At 59.7% G+C, this 21,509-nt stretch carries 18 protein-coding genes; 2 read left to right on the forward strand and 16 right to left on the reverse strand.

The window, feature by feature from the left end; genetic code table 11:
* Positions 1-54 precede the first annotated feature (54 nt).
* Positions 55-276, reverse strand: coding sequence for a cbb3-type cytochrome c oxidase subunit 3 (locus tag ACZZ0D_RS09375; protein WP_282355004.1), 222 nt, complete (start codon positions 274-276; stop codon positions 55-57).
* Positions 277-291: 15 nt separating this feature from the next.
* Positions 292-1,719: a cytochrome-c oxidase, cbb3-type subunit I gene (ccoN, locus tag ACZZ0D_RS09380; protein ID WP_463553024.1), complete on the reverse strand. Its 1,428-nt coding sequence runs from the start codon at positions 1,717-1,719 to the stop codon at positions 292-294.
* A gap of 521 nt (positions 1,720-2,240) precedes the next feature.
* Between ccoN and ACZZ0D_RS09385 the strand changes: the two genes are divergently transcribed.
* On the forward strand, positions 2,241-3,215 hold the full coding sequence (locus ACZZ0D_RS09385) for a hypothetical protein (protein ID WP_463553025.1): 975 nt from the start codon (positions 2,241-2,243) through the stop codon (positions 3,213-3,215).
* Between the two features lie 216 nt (positions 3,216-3,431).
* Here ACZZ0D_RS09385 and ACZZ0D_RS09390 read toward each other — a convergent pair whose 3' ends face one another.
* Positions 3,432-5,801, reverse strand: coding sequence for a tetratricopeptide repeat protein (locus ACZZ0D_RS09390; RefSeq protein ID WP_463553026.1), 2,370 nt, complete (start codon positions 5,799-5,801; stop codon positions 3,432-3,434).
* Between the two features lie 213 nt (positions 5,802-6,014).
* Here ACZZ0D_RS09390 and ACZZ0D_RS09395 point away from each other — a divergent pair, with 213 nt between their 5' ends.
* Entirely contained in the window at positions 6,015-6,692 is a 678-nt protein-coding gene (locus tag ACZZ0D_RS09395; protein WP_212550695.1) for a DUF3313 domain-containing protein, read from the forward strand.
* A 102-nt stretch (positions 6,693-6,794) separates the two neighbouring features.
* On the opposite strand, the gene ACZZ0D_RS09400 is transcribed toward ACZZ0D_RS09395, so the two are convergent.
* The 13 genes from ACZZ0D_RS09400 to ACZZ0D_RS09460 form a co-directional block, all read right to left on the reverse strand.
* Positions 6,795-9,299 (reverse strand): spermidine synthase, encoded by a 2,505-nt coding sequence (locus ACZZ0D_RS09400; protein WP_463553027.1) that lies wholly within the window; start codon positions 9,297-9,299, stop codon positions 6,795-6,797.
* A 328-nt stretch (positions 9,300-9,627) separates the two neighbouring features.
* Positions 9,628-11,208, reverse strand: a complete 1,581-nt coding sequence (locus ACZZ0D_RS09405) for an arylsulfatase (protein ID WP_463553028.1) — start codon at positions 11,206-11,208, stop codon at positions 9,628-9,630.
* A 72-nt stretch (positions 11,209-11,280) separates the two neighbouring features.
* Entirely contained in the window at positions 11,281-12,303 is a 1,023-nt protein-coding gene (locus ACZZ0D_RS09410) for an HAD family hydrolase (protein ID WP_053120639.1), read from the reverse strand.
* Positions 12,300-13,724 (reverse strand): BatD family protein, encoded by a 1,425-nt coding sequence (locus ACZZ0D_RS09415; protein ID WP_463553029.1) that lies wholly within the window; start codon positions 13,722-13,724, stop codon positions 12,300-12,302. Before ACZZ0D_RS09415 ends, ACZZ0D_RS09410 begins: the two co-directional genes overlap by 4 nt.
* Positions 13,721-15,301, reverse strand: coding sequence for a VWA domain-containing protein (locus ACZZ0D_RS09420; protein ID WP_463553030.1), 1,581 nt, complete (start codon positions 15,299-15,301; stop codon positions 13,721-13,723). Before ACZZ0D_RS09420 ends, ACZZ0D_RS09415 begins: the two co-directional genes overlap by 4 nt.
* 1 nt (position 15,302) lies before the next feature.
* Positions 15,303-16,295, reverse strand: coding sequence for a vWA domain-containing protein (locus ACZZ0D_RS09425; protein ID WP_053120633.1), 993 nt, complete (start codon positions 16,293-16,295; stop codon positions 15,303-15,305).
* Positions 16,282-16,881, reverse strand: a complete 600-nt coding sequence (locus tag ACZZ0D_RS09430) for a DUF4381 domain-containing protein (protein WP_463553031.1) — start codon at positions 16,879-16,881, stop codon at positions 16,282-16,284. The genes ACZZ0D_RS09425 and ACZZ0D_RS09430 overlap by 14 nt, the downstream gene beginning before the upstream one ends.
* The gene (locus ACZZ0D_RS09435) at positions 16,878-17,825 is read right to left on the reverse strand and encodes a DUF58 domain-containing protein (RefSeq protein ID WP_463553032.1); all 948 of its coding nucleotides are present in this window, start codon (positions 17,823-17,825) and stop codon (positions 16,878-16,880) included. The genes ACZZ0D_RS09430 and ACZZ0D_RS09435 overlap by 4 nt, the downstream gene beginning before the upstream one ends.
* On the reverse strand, positions 17,825-18,805 hold the full coding sequence (locus tag ACZZ0D_RS09440; protein ID WP_159812048.1) for an AAA family ATPase: 981 nt from the start codon (positions 18,803-18,805) through the stop codon (positions 17,825-17,827). The genes ACZZ0D_RS09435 and ACZZ0D_RS09440 overlap by 1 nt, the downstream gene beginning before the upstream one ends.
* Before the next feature lie 23 nt (positions 18,806-18,828).
* A complete protein-coding gene (locus tag ACZZ0D_RS09445; RefSeq protein ID WP_400749888.1) occupies positions 18,829-19,779 on the reverse strand; it encodes a SphA family protein in 951 nt (316 codons plus the stop codon).
* Positions 19,779-19,964, reverse strand: a complete 186-nt coding sequence (locus ACZZ0D_RS09450; RefSeq protein ID WP_212550704.1) for a hypothetical protein — start codon at positions 19,962-19,964, stop codon at positions 19,779-19,781. The genes ACZZ0D_RS09445 and ACZZ0D_RS09450 overlap by 1 nt, the downstream gene beginning before the upstream one ends.
* Before the next feature lie 10 nt (positions 19,965-19,974).
* The gene (locus ACZZ0D_RS09455) at positions 19,975-20,712 is read right to left on the reverse strand and encodes a hypothetical protein (RefSeq protein WP_463554786.1); all 738 of its coding nucleotides are present in this window, start codon (positions 20,710-20,712) and stop codon (positions 19,975-19,977) included.
* 346 nt (positions 20,713-21,058) lie between these two features.
* Positions 21,059-21,487, reverse strand: coding sequence for a YciI family protein (locus tag ACZZ0D_RS09460; RefSeq protein WP_463553033.1), 429 nt, complete (start codon positions 21,485-21,487; stop codon positions 21,059-21,061).
* Positions 21,488-21,509 lie beyond the last annotated feature (22 nt).

Below are 21,509 nucleotides of genomic sequence, written 5' to 3' on the forward strand. Positions count from 1 at the left end.
CAGTTCCCTCTCCCTCCGGGAGAGGGCTAGGGTGAGGGCAACCCCAGACCCACCTCAAATCTCCAGATTACCCCAACCCGATTTCACCACCTCCGGTGCCACCGCTTTCACGCTTTTCCCGGTAGCCAACTCAACCCGCCGCGCCACCTCCGGATCATCAGCAAACGGCACCATACTCGCCTCATCCAGACTCTCCGCCGTCTCCCGTCGCAAGCAGTACTCCACCGCCAGCCACAAAAACACCACGCCCAGCCCATCAAAAAACACCTCGATCATGACGGCCTCCCAGCCTCAGGCAATCTGCGCTTCACGCTGAGCCAATGCCACATCAGCCACGCGCACCGTGCGCCAGACGTTGTAAGCCATCAGCAACATCCCGCTAAGAAAGAACACCCCGCCGGCAAAACGCACGATGAACCCCGGGTGACTGGCCTGCAGCGCTTCGACAAACGAGTACGTCAGCGTGCCGTCCTCGTTGATCGCCCGCCACATCAGGCCCTGAGTGATGCCGTTGACCCACATCGAGGCGATGTACAACACCGTGCCAATCGTCGCCAGCCAGAAGTGCAGGTTGATCAGCGGCGTGCTGTACATCTGCTCGCGGCCGAAGACTTTCGGCACCATGTGGTAGGTCGCGCCGAAAGTGATCATCGCCACCCAGCCCAACGCCCCGGCGTGAACGTGGCCGATGGTCCAGTCGGTGTAGTGGGAGAGGGCGTTGACGGTTTTGATCGCCATCATCGGCCCTTCGAACGTCGACATGCCGTAGAACGCCAGCGACAGCACGAGGAAGCGCAGAATCGGGTCGGTGCGCAATTTATGCCAGGCGCCGGAGAGCGTCATCATGCCGTTGATCATCCCGCCCCAGCTCGGCGCGAGCAGGATCAGCGACATGGCCATGCCCAATGACTGCGCCCAGTCCGGCAGCGCGGTGTAATGCAAGTGATGCGGGCCGGCCCAGATGTACAGGGTGATCAACGCCCAGAAGTGCACGATCGACAACCGATACGAATACACCGGCCGATTGACCTGTTTCGGCACGAAGTAATACATCATCCCGAGGAAACCGGTGGTGAGGAAAAAACCCACCGCGTTGTGCCCGTACCACCACTGCACCATCGCGTCGGTGGCCCCGGAATACACCGGATACGACTTGAACCAGTCGACCGGAATCGACAGATGATTGACCACGTGCAGCATCGCAATCACCAAAATGAACGCGCCGAAAAACCAGTTGCCGACGTAAATGTGTTTGGTTTTGCGCTGCACCACGGTGGTGAAGAACACCACGGCGTAGGCGACCCAGACCACGGCCATCCACACCGCGCCGGAAAATTCTATTTCGGCGTATTCCTTGGTGGTGGTGTAGCCCAGCGGCAGGGTGATTAGCATGATCACGATCACCGATTGCCAGCCCCAGAAAGTGAACGCTGCGAGGGTGTCCGAGTACAGCCTCACCTGGCAGGTGCGCTGTACTGCGTAGTAACTGGCGGCGAATTGCGCGCTGCCGGCGAAGCCGAAAATCACCAGGCTGGTGTGCAACGGTCGCAAGCGGCCGAAGGTGGTCCACGGCAAGTCCAGATTCATGTCCGGCCATACCAATTGAGAGGCGATCCATACCCCCATCGCCATCCCCACGACACCCCATAAAATAGTCGCGATGACGAATTGGCGGACGACCTTGTAGTTATAAGCCTGTCCGATTGTTGCTGTGCTCATGGTCAGTTCATCCACGGTTGCAAAGTCTTGCCAAGCCACCCGGTCTGGCATGGGCTGCACTGTAGGAATACCGTGGAAAACAAAACAGGCTCAGGAATTGTTGATTTGTGCGGATCAGATTTTTGCTTTGCCTGCGGCTATCTGACGCGGTCTGATATGGTTTTTTGTACCTTCGACGAGCCTGTTTATCGCTTCGCCGACACTGTCAGGAGAACTCCGTTGTGGCGAGGGGATTTATCCCCGCTCGGCTGCGCAGCAGTCGCAAGCCCGTTGCATGCGGTGTGTCTGATGTACCGGGTCGGCAGGTTTTGGGGCTGCTTCGCAACCCATCGGGGATAAATCCCCTCGCCACAATGGGCCAGTGTGGCAGCAGAAGTATTGCGGCCATTGGATGTGGGGGAAACCCTTACGGGCCTCTGCCATCGGGGATATTTCCTTGGGTCGATGATGGCATTTTGTTAAAGTCCCGCCCGCCAGCGGGATTCGGCTGGACGATGGAATCGATGAAGGGAGTCGGGTTTGTGAGTGTGGGCAAAAAGATTTTGGGTCTCACAGCGGTGCTGTTGATGCTGACGCTGTGGGCCAGTTACTTCTATGTGTTCAAGGAAAACCGCAACGGCCAGCTCGGCGGTGTTGGCGAAAGTACCGCGTGGTGCGGCACGCCACCGTCCACGCAAGCAGCGTTGCTGGGCAAGGATCAACTGACCTTGCGCGTCACCAATAATCTGCGCGGCGAGTTCATTGTCGGCGGCTCATTGGTGGTGTCCGAGCGCACGTTCAATCGCTACGACCTCGGTCGCAATGAACTGCGCCTGAGAATGGAACCGTTACAGTGGACCTTCGGCGCCACGCCGATCTTCCTTGAACAAGTCAAGGTTCAGCCGCTCAGTCGCAACCTCGCCTCATCCAACAAAAGCGCTTACGCCGAACTGGAACCACGTCCGATCGGCGTTCAGGGCCAGGTCGCCGCGTTCCCGTTTGACACCTATCGCTATGGCTACAAACCGGTGCTCTATTACCTCAAGGGCAGCGAGCGCATCGACCTGCGTTTCAGGAACATCACCACGCTGATGGAAATGTCCAACACCTTCACGCCAATCCAGAAGTACAACCGCGTCGACTACATCAACGAGAAAAACTCGCTGATCCGCGACGAGGATTACAAGGCTTACGGGGCGCACGAATGTGCCTTTAGCGTTGAGCGTAAGGACTCGTTCAAAGTCGTGGTGTTGTTGATGTTGCTGGTGCTGTGCCTGCCGCTGATGCTGGTGTTTTATCGCGACGAACCGGGGATCGATTTTCTGGCCACGCTGGTGGGGATTGCTGTGGTGCGGGTGATGCTGGTCGGGCCGGTGCAGGACTTTCAGTTGTACAACATCGACTTTGTGTTTGGTGCGGCGATATTGCTGGTGGGCACGGTGTCGCTGATCAAGGCGATGCGGGCGAGTAGTCGGCGGGAGATGGCGTTGAGGAGTGGGGAGACGTCTTCCTGGTGATTGTGGTTTAACCATCAAAAGCCCCTCACCCTAACCCTCTCCCGGAGGGAGAGGGGACTGATTGGGGGATATTGAGGAAGTGCGCCGACTTGCAGGATTGTCTTTGAATCCATAATCGACGCGGTATTTCAGGTCGATGAACCTCGCCCGACAACTCGGTCAGTCCCCTCTCCCTCGGGAGAGGGCTAGGGTGAGGGGACGACATTTTCCAGCCAATCACTTAAGCGCCGGATCTCCCATATTCATCTTCTTCCACCCCTGCAACAACACCTGCGCCTTGGGCTCCTGGCCGCTGTCGAGGTAGTACTGGATCAGCGACAGCCGCGCATTACGGTTCGCCGGTTGCACTTTGAGCAGGCCTTCAAGAATCGCGCACGCTTCATCGACCTTGCCGCCCTCGTGCAACGCCACCGCCAGCACATAACCGTACTGGGCATTCTGCGGCTCCAGTTGCGCAGCTTTGTGCAGCGCAACCATCGCTTCAGTCGTCTTGCCGGCGCGGATCAATGACAAACCCCGAGTGTGCTGCAACAGCGCCGCGTCCGGGTGTTCCTTGATGCTGTCGTCGAGCAGTGTCTGCGCTTCCTGACTGCGGCCGCTGGCCTCCAGCCATTGCACCAGTGTCACCAGCGCCGGGTAGAAGTCCGGATCACGTTTGAGCGCATCTCGCAGCAACGCTTCAACTTCCGAACTGCGCCCACTGGCCTGATAGAGCATGGCCAGATTGAGGTTCGCTTCGGCGCGTTCCAGCAGACTCTTCTGCACCGCCTCGTACTCGCCAATCGCGGCTTCCCAGTTGGCTTGCGCCGCACCGAGACCGCTGCTGCGGGCGACGCTGAGCAAATCGCGCGCGACCACAATGCGTACCGCTTTCACCGGATCGCCCAACAGTGGCGACAACAATGGCGCACGTTCAGGCGGAGGCAGAAACGCACTGATTGCCCGCGCTGCGCTTTCACGCACTTGCGGCTCAGGATTTTTCAGATCCTGTGTCGCCAGTTTCAACGCCTGTTCGCTTGGATACAGCGGCAATTCCGCCAGCAGGGTGGCGCGCTGGATTGCCGGCAGATTGCTGCGTTGCAGTTGCGTAAACAGCGCGTCGGCGGCGCCGGGCTGGCCATTGCGGATCAGCCACAGGCTTTCGTCATAACGCGGTGCTTGCGGCGCGGTGGAAGCGCGCCACAGGTTGAACTGCGCGGTGACTTTGTCGCCAGCCTTGCCCTGATGGCAGGTCAGACACGCGTCCGGCGTGCCGAGCTTCTGCGCGCGTTCCGGGTTGGGAATGCTGAAACTGTGGTCATGACGGAAGTCGTTGCCCATGTAGAACTTGCCGGGCATGTGGCAATCCACGCACTGCGAACCCGGTTGGCCCATGGTGTGACGCGTGTGTTCGATGGAGTCGTAATTCTTCGCTTGCAGGCCTTTGCCGTCGACCCCTTCAATCGAGGTTTTGCCGGCGGTGTTGTGGCATTGCAGGCACACCGCGTTGCCCGGCGCTTTCAGTTCGTTGCTGTGCGGGTTGTGGCAATTGCTGCAACGCACACCTTTGTCGAACATTTTGCTTTGCAGGAATGAGCCGTGTTCGAACACCTCGTCCTTGATCTTGCCGTCCAGCGCATACAACTCGCGGGTGAGGGTGCTCGGCAGGTAATCGTCCATCAGGCGTTTGCCGACGGTGTAGCCATCACCCAGCGGCGCACGACGCGCATGGCAACGGGCGCAGGTTTCGATCTCGACCGTGGCGTTCTTGTCCTTGAGGTCGACGTCGAAACCTTGATGGATCAGGTCGCCCTTTTTCTGCGTCCATTCCAGGTGATTGGAGGCCGGGCCATGGCAGGCCTGACAACCGACGCCAAGGCTGTTCCACTGACTGTTAAAGGTATTGCTGGCGGCATCGAAATTGCGCTTGAAACCGGTGGTGTGGCACTCGACGCACATGAAGTTGGCGTTCTGGCTCGGCTTGCTCCAGTGCAGCGGATTCTTGAAGTTCACGCCTTGGCCGGGATAGAGATGAAACCAGCGGTTTTTCTGGGTATCCCAGGCCACGCCAAGCGCCTGCAAACGGCCTTCGCCAACCTCGATCAGGTACTGCTGCAGCGGCGCGATGCCGAAGGTGTAGGCCACTTTGAAATCGGCGTTCTTGCCGTCGATGCCCTGCGTATTGACCCAGAACTCGTCGCCCTTGCGTGTGAACTTCGTGGTCTCTTTTTCAGCCTTGAACGTGACGTTATTGAAGTCACCGAGCATGGTCTCGGCGTTCGCCGGTTGCATCGCCAATTGGTGGTGCGAGCCTTGCCAGTCTTTGACTTGCTCGGTGTGGCAGCCTTGGCATTGCTGCTCATCGACCATGCTCGCCGGTTTCAGTGCGACCGCTTGCGGCTTGGGCGCGGCAGGCGCGGGAGCCGGCGCGCTGATCGGGGGCACCGTGAGCGGCGCGGTAACGGGCGCAGGGCTGAACAGAAACCAGCCGATCCCCGCCACGGCCGCCAGCAGCACGCCGATGGAGACAGGGAACAGGTAACGAGAAAGTGAAGATTGAGACGAATCAGGGTCAGGTTGTACCGCTTTATTTTTATGCTTGGGCATTACGACTTCCGTGGTTCAGGTGCATTTACCGTCTGGTGTGCATTCAAGCTCGGTGCAGCTTTGCCGGATGACCGGCGTCTGTCAAATGACCATTGTGATCGGGCGCGCAGCCTCGTGTGAATTTTCTGCTTTTACATCGCAAAAGTTGAGGTTTTAGCTATACCTGTAACTCCCCTTATGCAAATCTTTCGGCTTTCTGACAGGAGTTACAGCATGAAGCTAGCAGTAATGATGGGCACGCTGTGCATCGCCACCCTTGGCGTGGTGGGTTGCTCGAGCAAAACCGTCGCTCCAGATGAGTACTCCGGGTTTCTCAAGGATTACAGTCAGCTCAAGGAAGCCAAGTCACCGTCGGGTGCCGAGGTGATGCGCTGGATGGATCCGAAACTCGACATCAATAAATTCACCAGCGTTTACGTCGAGCCAAGCCAGCTCTATCCGAAGCCGCAACCGACCGCAAAAATCTCTCAGCAAACCCTCAATGGCATCACCAGCTATTACGATCAGGCGCTCAAGCGTGAGCTGGGCAAATCGCTGCCACTGGCCACCGGGCCTGGGCCGGGTGTGATCGTACTGCGTCCGGCCATCACCGCCGTCAGCAGCAAAACCGAAGGGCTGCACGCGTATGAAGTGATCCCGATTGCTTTGGTAGCCGCGGCGGTCAGCACGGCCACCGGCATCCGTGATCAGGAAACCACCCTGGCCACTGAAGCGGTGTTCATGGACGGCGGCAGCAATAAGGTCGTGGCGCAAGTTGTGCGCAAAGGCACTGGCAAACCGCTGGAAAATGATTCACAGGCGCTGAAGGCCGAAGACGTTAAAGCCGTGATCGATGGCTGGGCGTCTGATATGCACCAGACCTATCTGAAACTGAAATCCGAGTCCAAGTAACCGCAAAACCTTGTAGGAGCTGCCGAAGGCTGCGATCTTTTGATCTTATAAACAGCAAGATCAAAAGATCGCAGCCTTCGGCAGCTCCTACATTCGGCAGCATTACTGCCCGGTAAACCAGCGGTAATACGGATTCGCGCCATCCCACTGCATCACCTCGCGCATGTCCCGCCCCCACGCATCCCGATCGCCGTCATACGCATGCAGGCTCGCACGATAGAACTGCATCAGCCGTTGACGATGGGTTTCCATGCGCTCAGTGAAAGCGGCATCGGCATTCACCAGTGGCGGTGGCTGATACAGATCCAGCAATGCCGGCAGCACTCGGGTGATTTCCTTGCTGCGCACCCATGGCGCGTACTCAATGCGCGGCTGATCATCGGTCACCGCCGGTGCATCGGCGGCAAAGCGCTCAAGGCCGGCGCGATCGGTCACCCACGTCGCAAGCAACGCCGCCGCTGAACCGATGCCGACATCCTGCAAGGTGCTGCGCACACTGTCCTGCTGGAAACGTTCGGTGATTTTCGCGGCGTCCAGTTCCATCGGCTCCATCGAACCCACCAATAACATCTCGTGGAATTCGCTGGTCCATAGCGAGGCATACGGAAATACATCAAGGAAGCTGCGCACCAGCGAGCGCGAGTCGTCGATGTTTTGCGTCGGCAGCGGCAGCCATTGCGCGACGATGCCGTTTTTCTGCAGACGACTCGCGGCCAATTGGTAGAAGTCGCGCGAGTACAGATTGACCACGCCGGCCGCGGAGGGCGGTGGCGGCTCCAGTGTGACCAGGTCGTAGGTCTGCGCACTGCGCAGCAATTCCTGACGACCATCACGCAGACGCACTTCCACACCCGGATCACTGGCAGCATTGAAGTTGCCCTTGAACAACGGCGCCGCTTTCACCACCGACGGCAGCAACTCGGCAACCACGCGATGCTCCAGCCCCGGATAGCGCAGCATGGCGCCCGCAGTGATGCCGGTGCCGAAACCGATCACCAGGGTCGAGCGCGGTTCGCCTTTGTGGATCAATAGCGGTAGCAACGCCTGAATGCGCATGTAGCGCAGCGACGGCATGGCATCGCCGGTGTTCGAGACGCCCTGAATGTACAGACGATGGAAATTGTTCTCGCCGCGACCTTGGGCGACCACCGCCACAGTGCCGCCACGACCTTCTTCGTAAAACGCCAACGTACCGTTGCGTGCGCCGGGCAGCAGGCCGGCGATTTTGTCGACGGGCGTCAGCACCGCCAATGCGACCGAGACCAGGCTCAGTGCGACCACTGCCTGACGCCGGCCTTTCTTCACACCATGGCCCTTGCGCACGGCGAGGTAGCCGATGCCTGCCGCGATGATCGCCAGCAGGCCCAGCGTGCGCACCAGCCCCAGCAGCGGAATGAGCAGGAAGCCGCAGAGCATCACCCCGACAATCCCGCCCAAGGTATTGAACGCCACCACCGCGCCGACATCGCGACCGACGCGCTCATGGCCGACACTCAAACGCAGCGCCAAGGGAAACGCCGCCCCCAGCAGCAATGTCGGCACAAACACAATGCTCAGCGCCGCGACGGCAAAGCGAGCACTCATGCCGAGCAGCTCACTGGCGCCCAGACTCAGCAACCACATCTCGGTCTGGGTCTGGGCGTAAATCAGCCAACGACCGAGCAGGGCGATTTCCAACAGTGCGATCAGTCCTGCACCGGCGATCAGTAAGCCGAACACGCCCCACGGATCACGAATGCGATCAACGCGACGCGCGAGCAGGGCACTGCCGATAAACAGGCCGGTCAGGTACGTCGCCAAAACCACGGCAAACGCATAGGTGCGGGTGCTCATGAACTGCACGATCGATTGCGACCAGACCACTTCATAACCCAGCGCCACACCGCCGGCGATGGAATACAGCCACAGCGCCGTGCGATCCGCAGCTTTTTCCGGATAGTGATGGATCGGCGTGACAACCGGTGCCGGATGCTGACGGGCGAACCACAAGGCGCCAGCCGCCGCCAACAGATTGAGCATCGCTGCGGCCAGCGAGCTGCCTCGTACACCGAGGGTGGCGATCAAAAAGAACGCGGCGAGCAATGTGCCGACAATCGCGCCCAAGGTGTTCGCGGCGTACAACTGACCGCCAGCCTTGCCCGGATCAGCCGCGAGCGAACGCACCAGCACCGGCAGCGTGCCGCCCATCAACACCGCCGGAATGCCCACGAGGGCGAACGGCAGCAACCATGCGAACACACCGACGTGATCCTGCAGCCAGGCGAACGGACTGGCCGCCATGCTCATGGCCACGGTCGCGCCAACGCCCAATATCGCCACCAGTACTTCCAGCCCGGCATACAGCAGCACCGGTTGCTGCAAGCGATCCGCCCAGCGTCCGAACAGCCAGCCACCGATGGCCAGACCGGCGAAGAATGCGCTGATGCCCGTGGTGATCGCATACACCTCGACGCCAACCACCAGCGACAGTTGCTTGATCCACAGCACCTGATAGACCAGTGCTGCGGCACCGGAGATGCACAGCAGCAGGGCGGGGATCAGCAGTGAAGGGGAGACGGTGTGCGAGGCGGGTATGGCCGACGGCTTGCTGGCGATACGTGAGGACATGCGGATTGCCTTATTTCAATTCGATAAAAACGGCGACTGTGCTGATCGTTCCCACGCTCTGCGTGGGAATGCCTCACTGGACGCTCCGCGTCCGCTTTGGCATGGGACGCAGAGCATCCCGGGATGCGTTACCACGCAGAGCGTGGGAACGATCAATACAAATGATCGGGCCTGCTCCCTGTAGGAGCTGCCGAAGGCTGCGATCTTTTGATCTTTATGGTTATCAATGGAGATCAAAAGATCGCAGCCTTCGGCAGCTCCTACAAGGGGGATATCCGACTAAAAATAAGTCCACCCGCCGGTGAAGGCGGGCGGCAGTCTTGCGGTCTTACTGTGCAGCTTTCATTTTTTCAGCGATTTTCGCATCTACCGCAGCACGGATCTGGTCAACACTGAAGCTGGCCGGTTTCTGGCTTGGTGGATACTCGATGAAGGTCTGCAGGAATGCTGCGGACTTGCCGACAGCCATTTCGGTCAGATAAACGTTTTTGGTCGTCCAGTCGTAGTACTGGTCGGAAACGATATCGGCTCGTTCATACGGGTCCATGCGCAGGTTGAAGATTTTCGGTACGCGCAGGCACACGAACGGTTCGCTCCAGACCTTGAAACCGCCCGGTGCGCGTTGCTCGCAGAACACGGCTTTCCAGTTGCCGAAGCGCATCGACACCAGCACGCCATCGTCGTTGAAGTAGTAGAACTCTTTGCGCTCACTCTTAGGGCTTTGGCCGGTCAAGTAAGGCAGTTGGTTGTAGCCGTCCAGGTGCACTTTGAAGTTGGTGCCACCGGAAGTCGGCGCCCAGCCTTTGAGCAACTTGTTGGTGACATCGGTCTCACCGGCGGCTGCGAGCAAGGTCGGGAACCAGTCCAGACCTGAGAACAGCTCGTTGGAGACTTCACCCGGTTTGATCTTGCCCGGCCAGCGAACCATGGCTGGTACGCGATACGCACCTTCCCAGTTGGAGTTTTTCTCGTTGCGGAACGGCGTGGTTGCCGCGTCCGGCCAGGAGAACTGGTTCGGGCCGTTATCGGTGGTGTAAACCACGATGGTGTTGTCGGTGATTTTCAGGTCATCGAGGGTTTTCAGCAGTTTGCCGACGTCGCCGTCGTGTTCAACCATGCCGTCTGCGTATTCGTTGCCGGGCATGCCGCTTTGGCCCTTCATCGAATCACGGACGTGGGTGAACAAGTGCATACGGGTGGTGTTCATCCAGACGAAGAACGGTTTGTCCGCCTTGGCCTGTTTCTCGATGAACGCTTGCGCAGCAGCGGTGGTTTCGTCGTCGATGGTTTCCATACGCTTGGCGGTCAACGCGCCGGTGTCTTCAATCTTGCCATCGGCAAAACTGTGAATCACACCGCGTGGGGAAGTGGCCTTGACGAAGTCAGGGTCATCTTTAGGCCAGTACGGACGCTCAGGTTCTTCCTCGGCATTCAGGTGATACAGGTTGCCGAAGAACTCGTCGAAACCGTGGTTGGTCGGCAGGTATTCATCCTTGTCGCCCAAGTGGTTCTTGCCGAATTGACCGGTCGCATAACCCTGAGATTTGAGTGCCTGAGCAATGGTGATGTCACGCTTTTGCAGGCCTACCGGAGCGCCGGGGATGCCGACTTTCGACAGACCGGTACGCAGTGGCGTCTGACCGGTGATGAACGAGGATCGACCCGCGGTGCAGCTGTTCTCCGCGTAGTAATCGGTGAACATCATGCCTTCTTTGGCAATCCGGTCGATGTTCGGCGTTTTGTAACCGACAACACCCATTGAATAGGCACTGATGTTGGTCTGGCCGATGTCGTCGCCGAAGATCACCAGGATGTTGGGTTTTTCAGCCGCTGTGGCGGTTGCCGACAGCGCCATCACCGAGGTCGCAACCAAGGCGAATTTCGGTAGCCACTTGCGTATGCGAGTCATCTGACTTGCTCCTTTTCGCGGGGGGTCATTTATTGCTGATAACGTTTATTGCAGTCCTGCAGCACGCTTTTTTTATTGCACCTGCTCGTTTACCGGCGGATCGAACGGGTAGATCCGGCGCCATTCGGTCGCCATGTCCACCACGGTCCAGCCGCGGGAATTTGCTTCATCGAGAGCTTTGTCGAGCTTGCCGATGTCTGATTTGCGGTCGTAGGCCCACTCGCGCTTGGCGTCGGTGTGGTGCACCAAACCCATGAAACGTTTGCCGGTACCCGCGGCCGTCCACTGCAGCATTTGCAGGTCGCCGTCGGAGTTGCCGAAGGCGAGAATCGGCCGCTTGCCGATCACCGCATCAATGCTTTCCGGTTTGCCCGGGCCGTCGTCGTTGTGCGCCAGTTTTGGCGTGCGCACGATCGAGGCCTTGCCATCCTTGTATTCGAAAGAAGTGACAAATGTGGTGCCGATCACCTGTTCCGGCGGAATGCCGTAAACCTTCTCGGCGAAGGCGCGCATGAAGCCGGTGTCGCCGCCGGAGACGATGTAGGTCTTGAAATCCTGGCTGCGCAGGTAGTCGAGCATTTCCAGCATCGGCTGGAAGATCATCTCGCTGTACGGCTTGCCGGTTTTCGGATGACGGGCCTGGCTCAGCCAGGTTTTCGCGTAATCATCAAACGCTTCGGTGGTCATGCCACTGTGGGTGGCGCCGACGATTTTCAGCAGGCCTTCCATGCCTGACGCCGCGAGGGCCTTGTGGTCGTTTTCGATCACCGCTTTGAATGGCTGCGTGGTTTTCCATTCCGGGTGCTGATCGGCGGTGCGCTTGACCTCGTCGAAAGCGAACAGCAATTCGAAGTACGCCGGTTGCTCGCTCCACAGCGTGCCATCGTTATCGAACACGGCGATGCGGTCGGCGGGTTTGACGAAGTCCTTGCTCGTCTGGTCGGTCACGGTCTGCACGAATTCGATGATGCTTTTCTTCGCCGGGCCGTCGTTCCACGAAGGCAGCGGCTCGTTGGCCTGGGCCAGCAGCGGCAGGGCCAGACCGAACAGCAGAGCCAGGCCAAAACGTTGGCGGTGCAGCAACGGGTGCGTCATGGGAAATCCTTCTCGTGTACAGGGTTGAGCGGGCGCAGCGCCGAGGCCGGTTTCGCGTGCTGCTGTTCGGCCTGACTGTGAAGCGTAGTCAACGATTGGCGCAGTTGGACAAGTGTCTGCTCGGTGGCCGGTTCGCGACCGTAAAGCCCACGCAACAGGCCTTGCAGACGCGGGCCGGCATCGACGAGCTTCAGGCCCAGTCGACTGCGGCGCAGCCACAGATACAGCGCACTGAGTTGCGCTGGTTTGGCTTCAAGTTGCGGATTGATTTGTTGCCAGGCGTAATCGGCTGACTGCAACCACGCTGCGTGCCGCGCTTGTTTGCGCGCTTGCAGGGTGCGGTAGCCGCGAGTCAGGGCCGGGCGGCTCAGGTAGCCGAGGCCGATAATCGCGATGAGCGCCACGAGCCAGATCAGCCATTGTGTGGAGAACCGCAGGCGATTCTGGCCGAGTTGCTTGAGGTCTTCGGCGATGGAGAACACAGGTTTGTAGGCGCTGTTGGCGGCGGCAGCGAACGTCACTGCCGGCACTTGCGCGGTGCGCGTTTGATTGCTGCTCGCGTCCCACCATTTCACTTCGATGGCCGGCAGTGTGTGCGAACCGGCGCGGTCGATGCGATAGGTGACGCTGTCGATGCGCTGGCCGCCGAGAATGTCGCCACGGCCGTCATCAAGGCTGGTGACTTGCGGGGTTTTCGCATAGCGGCTGAGGCCGTCGACATCGCCCAGTGCCGGGATCGGCAAGGACATGGCCAGTGCGCCGTCGGCCTTCAAGGTGAGTTGCCGGGTAATGCTGTCGCCGACTTTCAGTGGTGTGGCCGAGTTGATCACGTTCTGGCTGAAGGTCAGTCCGGTGGCAACCAGTGGCGTTTCCCCGGGGTTGAAACCGGGCGGCCGGGCGGCGCTGAATTGCAGCGGTTCGCTGTGTGCGCTGATTTCGCTTTCAGCCTGACCGGGGGTGGCGCTGACGGTGAGGGCCGGGATATCGAACGATCGCGCGACGTTCGGCGTGATCAGGTAGGTGTAGCGCAAACCGTTGAAGGATTGGCCGTCGATGGTCTGGTTCAGGTGCTGGGCCTGACCGTCCGGGGGCATGACCAGAGCGCCGTCGAGTGTGAGATCGGGGAGGGTGGCGGCGCTGGTGAACCAGGTGTCGGTGAGGACATCGACTTGCAGCTCGATCAGGCCTCCGACCATGGCGCCTTCGGCGGGTTGCAGATGGGCCTGGACTTTGAGTTGTGGGGCGGCTGCGAGGGCATTGAGGCTCAGCAGGCCTGTCAGGAACAAAATGCTGAGTTTTGTAGTGATTGCTCTGGCCTCATCGCGAGCAGGCTCACTCCTACAGGGGATCTTTGCCGTACACAAAATCAATGTAGGAGTGAGCCTGCTCGCGATGGCCGCAACTCGGTTTCGGAGATTCATGGCTTAACCCCCGCCTGATCCTGCAAGCTGAATTTCTGCTTGAGAAACTTCGCCGGCGATGTCGTCAGGTTCTGCAACCACAGCGCATCCGAAGCCGCCTGCTCCGACTCGACCTTCTTGCTCTGCCCCTTGCCCTTCGCCTTGTCGAATTTCACTTCATCCGGTTTGGTCTCAGGCGCGTTTTTCTCGGCACTTTCGGTGTCTTTGAGCAACGCCTGCGCCAACGCCAGATTGGCCGTGGCCTCCGGGAATTGCGGCTGCAGTTTCAAGGCTTGGGTGTACGCGGCGATCGCCTCATCAAACTTGAAACGGCGCACGTAAATATTGCCCAGATAGAAGTACGCCTGTGGCGTGTCCAGGCGCGCGAAAGTCGCCAGCGCCAAGTCATAGTCAGACGCGTGATACGCAGCGACACCTTTCCAGTACGGATCGACAAACAGCGCCGCTGCCTGAGGCAGGTGCCCGTGCTCAAAGGCCCAGCGACCTTGCTGATCGCGAGTGAAGAAGGCGTCGGTCAGTGCATTCGCTTGCGCCGGAGCCGGCATGCCACCCAGCCCCACGGCCAGCAGCAACGCCGCCATCCAGTTCACGCTCCAGCCTTTGCGCACGCCGAAAAATGCCAGCAACAGCAACGGCCAGCACAGCCAATAACCGGCGTCTTTCCAGTGCAATTCACGCTGTTCGGCGCTGGCGCTTTGGAAGTGCTGTTGCGCGTGCAGTTCGATCCAGTCCAGATCATCGTCATTCAGGGTCAGGCTGCCGAGGGGCGCGTCGACAGCAGAAGCCAATTGTTTGATTGCCGCTTGATCAAAACTGCCCAGTTCCGGGCGCCCGTTGGCATCGGTGCGCGGCTGCCCGCTGGCGTCGTGGATCATGCCGCCGTCCTCGCTGCCCACCGCCAGCACTAACACTTGCAACTGACTGCCGCTCAACTGCTTGTCGAGACCATCAAGTTGCGCGGTATCGGCGCCGTCGGTGATCAGCAGCAGGCTGCCCGGCGTCTTTTCTGCGCTGAGCAAGCGTTTCGCCTGCTCAATCACTTCGGCGACGTTTTTCCCCGGTTTGTCGATCAACCCGGTGCCCAACGCCTGAATAAATGAGTCGAGCAGGGCGGGATCGTCGGTCGGCGGCAACACCAGGTGCGCGCTGCCGGCGTAGGCAATCAGTGCCGTACGGGCACCGGCGCGACGCTGAATCAGGTCATGCAGTTTGTGCTTGGCCGCTTCCAGTCGCGTCGGTTGCACATCGCTGGCGTCCATCGACGGTGACAGATCGACAGCGACGATCAGCGGTGCACGGTTTTCGAGAAAGTCCGGACGATCTTGTTCCCAGGTCGGCCCGGCCGCCGCGATGGCGCCGAGAATCAACAGCGCACAGAGCAGATGCACCGGGCGCAGGCGTTGATTGTCTTGTGGCGTGATCAACAGGTGCGGCAGCAAATGCTCGGCGATGTTGCCGCGCAGCTGTCGTTGCAGATCTCGGCTGCGGCGCCAGATCAACGGCAACAACGCGCCGAACAGCGCGAGCAGAAGCCAGAACGGGCGCAGGAAATGGAAGTCGCTGAGGTTGATGTCCATCTCAGACCTCCTGCCGCTGACGGGCGAATGACAGCCGAGGCCACAGCAGCGCGCCGAGGTGATACAGGCCCAGCAGCAACATCGCCGCCCCCAGCGGCCAATAGAACAACTCGCGTTGCGGCTGATGACTGAGGGTTTTCACCTGATGCGGGGTGAGACGGTCGAGGGTGCTGTAAACCTGATCGAGCGCGGAGCGGTCTTCAGCGCGGAAGAACTGGCCGCCGGTGGTTTTCGCGATCTGCTCCAGACCCGGCAGATTGACCTTGGCCTCGCCCGAAGCACTCGGGTCGCCGATGCCGATGGTGTGAATGATCACGCCTTTGTTGGCGGCCATTTCGGCGGCGTGATCGGGGGTGATCGCGCTGCTGGTATCGTTGCCATCGGTGAGCAGAATCAGCACTTTTTCCTGCTCATGGGCTTTATCCAACAGCTTCAGGCTGAGGCCGATGGCATCGCCGATCGCGGTGTTCGGCCCGGCCATGCCGATGCCGGTGTCGGCTAGTAACAGCGACAGACTCGCATGATCGAGGGTCAGCGGTGCCTGCGGATAAGCGCCGCTGCCGAAGACGATCAGGCCGAGGCGGTCGTCCTTGCGCTTGTCGATAAAGCCTTGCACCACGTCTTTGACGGCGGCGAGGCGATTGATTTTTTCGCCGTTGGCGTTGGTGAAATCTTCGGTTTCCATCGACTGCGAGATGTCGATGGCGAGCATCAGGTCGCGCACCGGTTGCTGGCGTTCGATGGGTTTTTCAACGAACACCGGACGTGCCACGGCGAGCAAAATCAGCGCCCAGACCAACAGGTTCAAGAGTAATTGCCAGACGTTGCGCCGAGTGCCGGCATGGGTGGGCGCTTCGCCGACAGCGCGGCTCATCGCCGCAAAAAATGGTACGCGCACGGCGCTGCGCGCTTCGTTGTAGGCCGGCAGGTAGCGGTAAGCCAGCCACGGTAGCGGCAGCAGAAGCAACAACCATGGGTAATCAAGCTGCCACATGATGATGCTCCACCCAGTCCTGACACGTGTCGAACAATGCCTGACGCTGCGGCGTGGGGAGGGCGCGCAGGGTGTCGTCGGGGGCGTAGGCGAGTTGCGCGAGTTGTGCGCTGAAATCGGCCGGGAGCGGCTTCTTGCTGTGCGCTTGCAAGAAGCGCTGCCAATCCTCCCTCCCCAACGCCGCAACCCCCTGTAGGAGTGAGCCTGCTCGCGATGGCGTCGCATCAGTCGATGAAACTGTTGAATGTACTGGCCCCTTCGCGAGCAGGCTCACTCCTACAGGAATCGCAGTGCGTTTGAGAGATTGGCCAGGCATCGAGAGTGCCACTCGCTTGAGCAGCTCGGGCAATTCGCGCAACGCATTGAGGTCGTCACTGCGGCTACGCAATTGCGTCAGTCGCGCCAAGCCTTCACGGCGGTATTCATCGCGGCGCCATTGCAGGTAACGGCGCACGCCAATCACGATTGCCAATACGATCAGCAGCCCAAGCAACACCCACCAACCCCACGTCTGCGGCGCATAACTGACCGGCGCGGGCGGGGCCAACTCTTTGAGTTGTTCGATGCTCGGGATATTCGGATTCATCGCCGTGCCCCGGCGCTTTTGCCCAGTTCGGCACGCAGTTGCGCGTGGGCTTCTTCGGCGGTGCTGAACATCATCAGTGGCACCTGACTGCGGCGCAGCAGGGTGGCGACGTCCTTCAAACGACCACCGAGAAAATCCCCCAGCGGTTGATGCACATTGCGTTTTTCGATGGCCAGTTCTACCTGCAACTGGCCTTGGGTAATCAGCAAGCGACCATTATTCGGCAGCTTCAATGCCAGCGGATCGTAGACTTGCAGGGCGATCACGTCGTTGTGCGCCGACAGCTGGCGCATCAGTTGCAACGTACGTTCGCCGGCCCCGGCGAAGTCGCTGACGATGCAGATCAAATGGTCGTGACCGGCCAGCGCCAGGCAACGCTGCAAGACTTTGTCGAGCTGGTCTTCACCTTCGGCATCCGGGTTAGCCGCGTCGAGCGCCTGATTCTGTTCGGCGATGCGGCTGAGCAGCGCTTCAACGCGTTTACGGCTGCGCAACGGCGCGATGCTGTCGATACGTTGATCGTTGAACACCATCCCACCAACCCGGTCGCCGGCGTTGAACACCATCCACGCGGCCAGTGCGCCGAGTTCGGCGGCGAGGGCGGATTTGAAGCTGCGTTGCGAACCGAAAAACATCGACATGCGCTGATCAACCACGATCAACGCCGGACGATCACGCTCTTCAGTAAAAGTGCGCACCACCGGTTTGCCGGTGCGCAGCGAAGCACGCCAGTCGAGGTGACGCAGGTCGTCGCCCGGCTGGTAACGGCGTAGTTCATCGAAGTTCAAGCCACGACCACGCAGGCGCGAGGCATGGTTGCCGGCAAGGATGCTGCCTTGCGGCTGACGAGCGAGAAAACTCAGGTCACGGGCCTTGAACTCCAGCGCCATCAACTGCGCGAGAGAAACATAGACCAGGCCGTCGCTGCTCTTCGTATTTGACATCAGGCCGGAATCGCTACTTTATCGAGAATCCGATCGAGCACTTGATCGGCATTAACGCCGTCAGCCACCGCGTCATAACTCAATTGCAAACGATGACGCAGCACCGGGTGCACCACCGCGCGCACATTGTCCGGCGAAACAAAATCCTGCCCCTGCAGCCACGCATCGGCGCGGGCGCAACGATCCAGACCAATGCCGCCACGCGGGCTGGCACCAATCGAAATCCAGCGCGCGAGGTCTTCGTCGTAATCGGCGGGGTGGCGGGTGGCGTTGATGATGTCGATCAGATAACTGTCGATGGCCGGTGACACATGCACCGCGCTGACTTCCTTGCGTGCCGCGAAAATTACCTCCTGCGACAGGCTGAAACCCTTGCTCGGCGCGGTGTTGGCGCCTTGTGCGAACTCTTCGGCGCGCAGCAGGCGCAGCACCTGGCTTTCGTTGTCGGCGCTCGGATAATCGAGCAGCACTTTCATCAGGAAACGATCCATCTGCGCTTCCGGCAGCGGATACGTGCCTTCCTGTTCGATCGGGTTTTGTGTGGCGACCACAATGAACAAATCCGGCAACGGATGGCTGGTGCCGGCCACGGTGATCTGGCGTTCTTCCATCGCTTCCAGCAGCGCCGCCTGAACCTTGGCCGGGGCACGGTTGATTTCGTCAGCAAGAATCAGGTTGCCGAACAGCGGGCCGGGCTGGAAACGGATCTCGTTTTTGCCTTCAACCTGATGCAGCACTTCGGCACCGGTGATGTCCGACGGCAGCAAATCCGGGGTGAACTGGATACGGCTCATTTTCGCGTCGAGGTGTTTGGCCAGCGCCTTGACCGTACGCGTCTTGGCCAGCCCCGGCAGACTTTCCAACAGTAAATGGCCGTTGGCCAACAGGCCCAGCAGGATCTGCCGAATCACTTGATCCTGACCGAGCACCGATTCGGCGATGCTGGCTTGCAGGGCATTGAGGTCGGTAAGTGCAGTCATGGGGCAGTCCTTTGTGTCCGGGTCTAGAAAAATGCCAGGGTCATGTTGACGCTGAAGCCGTTGCCTTCAGGACGATTTTTGGTGTCGAACTCCGGTACCCAACGGGCGCTGATATTGGCTTGGGCGTCGGCGAATTTACCCGACCAGCCCACCACCGGGCCGGCGCCAACGGAACGACCGCGATAACCGTTGAACGTATCGGCAGTCTGGCCTTTGTCGTCGGTCAGTTGCTGGATATAACCCGCCGCAACGCCGGCGCTCCAGCCATTGCCGAAACCGTGGGTCCACAGGGCGTCGAGGGTGAAGATGTTGCCGTTGCGATAATCGGTGGCGTCGTTCTCGGTGTAGAACTCCAGACCGCTGGACAGCGTCAGCTCGCCACCCTTGCCGTCGAGGTGGGTGAACGCCACGGTCGGCATGAACGTGTAATTGTTCTGCCCCGGGTTGGCCAGTCGATCGTCGTTATAGGCACCGGTCGGCACGTAGATCGGCAGGGACAGCGAGATGTGGTTCAACTCGTCGAAGTGGTAACCGGCGGCGATCGGCGTGATCAGGGCGTCGGCGAATTGGGTGCCGGAGTCGCTGTCACCCAGCGTGCGCCCGCGCGGGCCGGTGATGCTGGCTTTGATGTCGGTGTACTGCACCGGAATGCCAACGGCCGAGGCGTAGTTCCAGCGACCTTTGCCGGTGTCCCAGACATGGGTAAAGTTGGCCATGGTGTACGACACTTTCATGTCGATCCCGCCACTGACCGCGCCGGAAATCGGCGCCCCTGTGCTGCCCTTGAGCGAGCCGTCGTACCAGATGCTGGTCAACGACATGACCCAGCCCGGCTCAGGCGGCACGATACCGGCGTTGGAAAACACCTGCTGACCGGTAATTGGCCGGCCAACACCGCCCTCGGCGGCGTACAGCAGCGGACTGCCGATCATGCACAGCGCCAGTAACGGGCGCACAACGTAAGGCTTGACCATCAACGACTCCGCTTAAAGTTCTGGCTGTATAAATATTCGAATAGTGGCGCCGCCGGGCGCTCGGTCGCTGCGTAGACAGCGCTCCGATCAGTTTGCGGGCTGGCGATGGATTCCTGGGCGCCGACGCCACAGCTGACAAACATCGTCATCAAGCTATAGCCGGCGGCCTTGAGGGTGACTTGCATAGCGTTTTCCTTACTTGCCAAACGTCACGTTAATCCCGGTATACACGACGAATTGCGGCAGGCCATCGCCCTTGCGATCGACAGTCCACTGCGGTTCGACGAAAGCATTGAGGATGTTGCCGCCCGATTTCCAGGCTTTGCCCACACCCAGACCGAGCGGGATGTAGTGGGTGTCGTTTTTCAGGTCGAACGTCCAGGTGCCGGTGGAGCGCAGGTACCAGCCTTTTTCCAGGTTATGGATGATGAACGGCTGCATGGTCGCGCTTTCAACGTGGGCGCGGTCGCTGTCGCCAGCGAAGGAACTTTGATACTGCACCAGTGCGCCGAGCAATCCGCGCAGGGAGGCGTCGATCGCGACAGCCGCGAGGCCCCCTTGCCATTTGCCGGTGCCGAGCTCGTCCTGTTCGGCGGTCGGCGCGGTGATCAGCGGGCCAATGCCCAGCTGCACGCCTTCGGTTTTCAGAATAAAAATGTCGAACAGGTTTAGATCGCCCATCCCGGTGCTGTAACCGTTATGCGGATCGGGGCGGGTGCTGATAGGCAGTGTCGCGCGCACCAGCTGCGGCACACCGATGAAGTCGTTCGGGGCGATCGGCAACGTGCCGCGCAGCAGGACGTCATTGGTATGAGCGTTGCTGTCGTAGAGTTTGGGGGTGTAGTAGTCCTGAAGATTGGCGCCCGGCGCCACGTTCAGCGGGTTGTTACTTTTATTGGAGTCTTCGGCGTTGTCTGCTTGCGCGAACGGCATAGACGCCAGCGAACTTGCCAGAAAAAGAGTCTTCCCCACTCGATTGAACTTCATCCCCGATTCCCTGGTGGCTCAATGGACAACTCGGCACTTGTCGGCCGTACGGCGTAATCCCTTTCTTTTCAAGCCTCTAGGACACGTCTTGTTTACGCTAGCAGCTTATCCAAAGTCTGCCAGTCGAATGTATTAATTCGTTGGTTTTGTGTACTTGTTCACTATTCGGTTGTGTACTAAAAAGTTAACTCGCCTGTAGGAGCTGCCGAAGGCTGCGATCTTTTGATTTTGTTTTTACGGACAAGATCAAAAGATCGCAGCCTTCGGCAGCTCCTACAGGGGCGTGAGGGGCTTAGCTGTTTTTCTTTGCTTGGTCGCGGATGCGCTCTTCTTGGGCGCGAGCCTCAGGAGTGAATTCTGCGCCAAAGTCTTCAGCGGAAAATATCTGGCGAATCTCGATGTCGGAATCGGTGCCCGGCATAGGGTTCGGACAGCGCTTGACCCACTCAACGGCTTCTTCCTTGGATTTAACGTCCCAGATCCAATACCCGGCGACCAATTCCTTGGTTTCGATGAAAGGGCCATCAGTCACCGTACGTTTGTCGCCGGAGAAGCGCACACGGGCGCCTTTGCTACTCGGGTGTAAACCGTCCGCTTCGACAAGGATGCCGGCCTTGGCCAGTTCCTCGTTGAAATTGCCCATCGCGGTGAGCAGTTCTTCACTGGGCATGACGCCGGCTTCCGAATCGGCGCTGGCTTTTACGAGGATCATGAATCGCATGGCGGTTACTCCGAAAAGTGTG

It is taken from the genome of Pseudomonas sp. AC193 (assembly GCF_979258075.1).